Origin of the sequence: Ilumatobacter sp. (assembly GCF_049588435.1) — a bacterium.
Taxonomy (GTDB): domain Bacteria; phylum Actinomycetota; class Acidimicrobiia; order Acidimicrobiales; family Ilumatobacteraceae; genus Ilumatobacter_A.
Window position 1 is genome coordinate 1 of record NZ_JBAVYV010000088.1, and the last position, 5450, is coordinate 5450.

Below are 5450 nucleotides of genomic sequence, written 5' to 3' on the forward strand. Positions count from 1 at the left end.
GCCGAGGAGGGTGCGGCACTCGGCGGCGCAGCGGGTGATGATGTCGGCGACGGGTTCGACCTCGTCGATGCGTCCGGCCACCTGTCCGGTCAGAGCGAGGCTGGCGTTCATGTCGCCGCCGAAGTAGAGGTCGAGCGTCGAGCCGACGAGCGCGGTCATCGCATTCGTCTCGGTGTCGAGTTCGAGCGCCTCGCTCCGTTCGGTCCGCAACGCCCGCAGCGCCGGCGAGGTGTGCCGGTTGAGAAAGACGGTGTCGGTCTCGGCGGCGTCGATGATCGACTGCTTCCAGTTGTCGTGGACGGGCGACTCCGCCGCCGACACCATCCTCGTTCCCATCTGGATCCCCTCGGCCCCGAGTGCGAGCGCGGCGGCCATCGACGCACCGTCGACCATGCCACCGGCGGCGATGATCGGGACATCGACCTTCGAGGCGATCAGCGGGAGCAGCACCATCAACGCGACGTCGCGCGGGTTCTTGAACCCACCGCCCTCTCCCCCTTCGACGACCAGCCCGTCGACTCCGGCCTCGACGGCCTTGAGCGCACCGTAGAGCGTCGGCACGACGTGGAAGACGGTCAGCCCGGCCTCCTTGAGCTGTGCGGTGTACTTGGTCGGGTTGCCCGCCGACGTCGTGACGAACTGGACACCCTGGTCGACGACGAACTGCACGATGTCGGGATCGCGCACGAAGGCCTGCGCGATGTTGACACCGAACGGTTTGTCGGTGAGATCGGCCATCTTCTCGATCTCGATCCGCACGGCGTCGAGTTCGCCCGACGACGTTTCGATGATGCCCATGCCGCCCGCATTCGAAACCGCCGAGGCGAGCTGTGAGCGAGCGATCCATCCCATCGGAGCTTGGACGATCGGATACTCGACACCGAGCATGTCGGTGACGCGGTTCGGGAACGACGAGGTCATCACCATTGCGTAGTGGGTCGACGCATCCTCCGACGAACGCGGACCGCACGAAGCTGCGTCAGGTGTCCTCGGCGACGACGCCGGACGAGCCGATCACACCGGCGGCCACGAGCGCATCGATCTCCTCGGTCGACAAGCCGGCCTCGGCGAGGACCGATCGGCCGTGCTCACCGAGTGAAGGCGCCGGAGCGGTCGGTGCGGTGTCGACGCCCTTCAGGCGGATCGGCGATCGCACGCTGCGGTACTCGCCGAGTTCCGGGTGGTCGATCGTCGGGAACATCCCCATCGCCTCGGCCTGGTCGTCGACGACGACCTCGTGCAAACCGAGGACCGGGCCCCAGATGAGTCGGTGCTCGTCGAAGATCGGTCCCCACTCGTCACGACCGCGCGCGCTGAGCGCTTCGTCGATGAGTTCGACGAGTTCGGCCATGTTCACGAATCGATTGCGCACGCTGTCGAAGCGTTCATCATCGACCAGATGCTCGAGACCCACCGCGCCGCAGAATCGTGCGAACGCCGGGGCCTCGGGCATGTTGAACACGACCCAGCGGTCGTCGCCGCAGGGGTAGCGGTTCGTGAGCGGCGTGATCTGCTGGGTTCGCGACCGCTGCCGAACCGGTGCCCGGTCCGTTGCGGTGACGCCGTAGTCGGACGCGAGGGTCCACGCCGCCGTCTCGTACAGCGACACTTCGACGACCTGTCCCTCGCCGATCCTGTCGACGAGTCGAAGAGCAGCGAGGATGTTCGTCACCAGCGCCAGACCCGCCGCGTGATCTCCCTGCGCAGGTCGGGCCATCGGGACGAGTCCGGTGCTCGTCTCGCGCATCGAGTCGTAGAGGCCCGAACGCCCGAAGAAGGCGGTGACGTCGTAGCCGGGCCTCCACGCCTCGGGGCCGTGCGTGCCGTATCCGGTGAGCGTGGCGTGCACGATTGTCGGATTCTGTTCGAGCAGCGCAACCGGGTCCAGACCGAAGCGTTGCTGTCGGTGCGGCAGCAGGTTGCAGAGGAAGATGTCCGCGGTACCGGCCAGCCGCTGGACCACCGCCGCACCGTCCGACGAAGCGAGGTCGACCGCGATCGACCGCTTCCCCCGGTTGTCGACGTCGAACACGAAGTCGTATCCCTTGAACGGCCCCTCGACCTTGGCGGGTCGTCCCGTGCCGCGCATCGCGTCGCCACCGAGTGGTTCGACCTTGATGACGTCGGCACCGAGGTCGGCGAGGATCGCTCCGGCGCTCGGCGCCGCCATCCAGCTGTCGACCTCGATGACCGTGATCCCGTCGAGTGGTCGGATCCCGGCAGTCATCTGCCGCTCGACGCGGGCCGTGGCATCACGCCGGGACACCGGCGGGGAAGAACCCGCGCAGCGCATCGGCCATCTCACCACGAACGGAGACGCCGGACAGGAGCGCGTTCACCGCCGGAACCGACGTGTGGATCTGCCCACGAGCCCGCCGATGACGCACGTCGACACCGGCGTCGGCCAGGGCCGCGGCGTAGGCCTCACCCTCGTCGCGCAGCGGATCGAACTCGCAGGTCACGATCATCGCGGGCGGAAGTCCGGCCAGCGATTCCGCACGCAACGGAGACGCCCGCGGGTCGTCGCGATCAGCGACGTCGGCGTAGTGGTCCCAGAACCAGGTCATCAACGCCGTGGTCAGGATGTATCCGTCGCCGTTCTCGGTGTACGACGGCCGCGTGAAGTCACAGTCGGTTACCGGCGTGAGCAGCAGCTGCCCGCTGATCTCGGGCCCGCCTTCGTCACGTGCACGTTGCGTGACGACCGCTGCGATGTTCGCGCCCGCGCTCCATCCGGCAACCGCGAGCTGACCGGGCACGCCACCGAAGTCGTCGACGTGGTCGGCGATCCAGCGCACCGCCGCGAACCCGTCGTCGGGAGCAGCGGGGAACCGAGCTTCGGGAGCGTGGCGGTAGTCGACCGAGACGATCACCGCGCCCGATCGCACACACAGATCCCGACAGAGCGCATCGTCAGACGTCGCGTTGCCGATCACCCACCCACCACCGTGGAAGTAGATGACGATCGGGTGGGGACCCTGCTCGGCGGGTCGATACAGCCGAAAGTCGAGATCGTTGCCGTCGGCGCCCGGGAGCGTTCCGTCGAGCACCTGGCCGACGTCGGGGCCGGCCGGGCTCTCGGCTGCCATGGCCTCCGAGAACGCCCGTGCCTCGACCGGCGACATCGAGTCCATCGGAGGAAGGGCAAGCTCCTCCATGAACTCGATCATGATCCCCACGTCGGGTTGGAGCTGGATGATCACACCGTCGTTGACCTCGGTTCCTTCCTCACCCGACACCTCGAAGCCGAGGTAGCCGCGCTCCACGACCTGGTCGCAGGTCTTCCTGTAGCGGTCGACGCCACCGAGGTACGGGAGCACGACTCGCGGTTTTCCGGGCACGTTCGCTCCCATGTACCAGGAGTTCGCCTGGGGGAACAGCGTGAGGTCGGCGAAGTCGTTCGAATGCCGAACCCATCCCGCCTCGGCGACAGGGGTGGGCTCGATGACGGCCTTGCCGTCTGTGCGGAGGTGTTCGATCGTGTCGCAGATCCAGTCGACGTGCTGTTCGATCGACAGCGCCATGTTCGACAGCACCGACGGGCTCTGCGGCCCGGTCACCATGAACAAGTTCGGGAACCCGACCGACATCACCCCGAGATACGTGTGGGGTCCGTCCGCCCAACGGTCACGGAGCTGGACACCGTCGCGCCCCGTGATGTCGACGGAGACGATCGCCCCGGTCATCGCGTCGAAGCCCGTCGCAAAGACGATCGCGTCGAACTCGTAGGACGTGGCACCGTCCGCCGTCACGACGTCGATTCCCGCTCCGGTGATCGACTGGATCGGGTTCTCACGCAGGTCGACGAGCCGGACATGGGGCTGGTTGAAGGTCGCGTAGTACCCCGAGTCGAGACACAGCCGCTTCGTGCCCAACGGGTACGTCTTCGGACACAACGCTTCGGCCGTCACCGGGTCGTCGACGATCGAGCGGATCTTGTTGCGGACGAACTCGGCGGCGGTGTCGTTCGCGTCGGCGTTCGTGAGGATGTCGTTGAACGCCCCCATCAGCGAGAAGATCGTCCCTTCCTGCCAGGCCCGCTCGTACCGTTCCTGTCGGACCTCCTCGGTCACCTCGAGGGCGCTGAGCTCGGCGACCTCGCGCGGCACTCCACTCGACGACCAGCGCGCCTCCTCGCGGTACGCCGCTCGATCGGCGTTGATCCGCGCGGCGTCGGCCGGACGAACCGGCCCGTTGTAGGCGGGAATCGAGAAGTTCGGGGTCCGCTGGAAGATCGTGAGCTCGTCGGCCTGCGAGGCGATGATCGGAATCGACTGGATCGCCGACGATCCGGTTCCGATCACGCCGACGCGCTTGCCGGTGAAGTCGACCTCCTCGTGCGGCCAACGACCCGTGTAGTACACCTCGCCGTCGAACGTTCCGACTCCGGCGATGTCGGCGTCCTTCATCACCGAGAGGCACCCGGTCGCCATCACGTAGTAGCGACAGGTTGTCGTCGCCCCGTCGTCGGTGGCGATCTCCCACAGCGACGTCGCGTCGTTCCAGACGGCGCCGTCGACGCGGGTCGAGAAGCGGATGTCGCGCCGCAGATCGTGCTTGTCGGCCACGAAGCCGAGGTACCGGAGGATCTCGGGCTGCGTCGCATAGCGCTCGGACCACTCCCACTGTTCATCGAGTTCGGTGTCCCAGCTGTACGAATAGTCGATGCTCTGGACGTCGCACCGCGCTCCCGGGTACCGGTTCCAGTACCAGGTGCCGCCGACGTCGTCCCCGCTCTCGAAGGCCACGGCGGTCACGCCCATCTCGCGCAGTCGATGCAGGAGGTAGAGACCGGCAACCCCCGCTCCGACCACCACCACGTCGAATTCCGGACTACGACTCTGTTCGTTCACGACGACCTCCCACTCGACGATGCTCCCATCGCACCGATCGTGGACATCATCACACGGCGCGCTCGATCGGATCGACCCGGCGCGCCGGCCATCCCCCACCGACGCCTCCAGACCCCCGGGGTCAGCGAACCGACGCCCAGGTGGCAGTTCGCTCACCGCCGACGGCTCGGGGTCAGTCGCCGGCGCGGGCGGCGGGGTCTCCTGCCTCGTCGGGCCGACCGTCGTCGAGGTCGCGGGTCTCGTCAAGATCGAGGTCGCCCATGAAATGAGCCCAGCAGGGCGCTTCCCCGCCGAGGTCGGCATCATCGTGATCGTCGTGATCGTCGTGATCGTCGTGATCGTCGCGATCTGGAGACGGTTTCATCGCATCGGTCTCCACACGTCATGTCCATCCTCGAGGTGCACCCGGAGCCGGCACTGCACCTCGCGTGGATCGCGGAGGACGAGTTCGTCGACGCGGATCCCACCGACCCGTTCGGCCACACCCCGCGCGAGTCCGAGGTGAACCGCGCACACGCTGTCCGGGTCGACGAGTGCCGCCGTGGCGAACGGGCACGCGTCCAGCACGATCTCTGCGCCGGCCGCGCGGTGCTCGAT

Annotated in this window: 4 protein-coding genes and 1 pseudogene; all 5 read right to left on the bottom strand. The window is 67.3% G+C overall.

The window, feature by feature from the left end:
* Positions 1-921, bottom strand: a 921-nt coding sequence (locus WBV89_RS03270) for an NAD(P)H-dependent flavin oxidoreductase (RefSeq protein ID WP_423979915.1), incomplete at its 3' end; no start/stop codon positions are given.
* A 58-nt stretch (positions 922-979) separates the two neighbouring features.
* Positions 980-2227, bottom strand: a complete 1248-nt coding sequence (locus tag WBV89_RS03275; protein WP_423979916.1) for a CaiB/BaiF CoA transferase family protein — start codon at positions 2225-2227, stop codon at positions 980-982.
* 25 nt (positions 2228-2252) lie between these two features.
* On the bottom strand, positions 2253-4853 hold the full coding sequence (locus WBV89_RS03280) for a flavin-containing monooxygenase (protein ID WP_423979917.1): 2601 nt from the start codon (positions 4851-4853) through the stop codon (positions 2253-2255).
* 172 nt (positions 4854-5025) lie between these two features.
* Positions 5026-5217 carry a hypothetical protein gene (locus WBV89_RS03285; protein WP_423979918.1) on the bottom strand — a complete coding sequence of 64 codons (192 nt, stop codon included), beginning with the start codon at positions 5215-5217 and terminating at the stop codon, positions 5026-5028.
* Positions 5214-5450, bottom strand: a pseudogene (locus WBV89_RS03290) (hypothetical protein); the annotation flags it as partial. The gene WBV89_RS03285 and the pseudogene WBV89_RS03290, both read right to left, overlap by 4 nt.

Coding starts and splice junctions, on each gene's coding strand:
- WBV89_RS03275 (WP_423979916.1), bottom strand. CDS start 2,227: ATGACTGCCGGGATCCGACCACTCGACGGGATCACGGTCATCGAGGTC.
- WBV89_RS03285 (WP_423979918.1), bottom strand. CDS start 5,217: ATGAAACCGTCTCCAGATCGCGACGATCACGACGATCACGACGATCAC.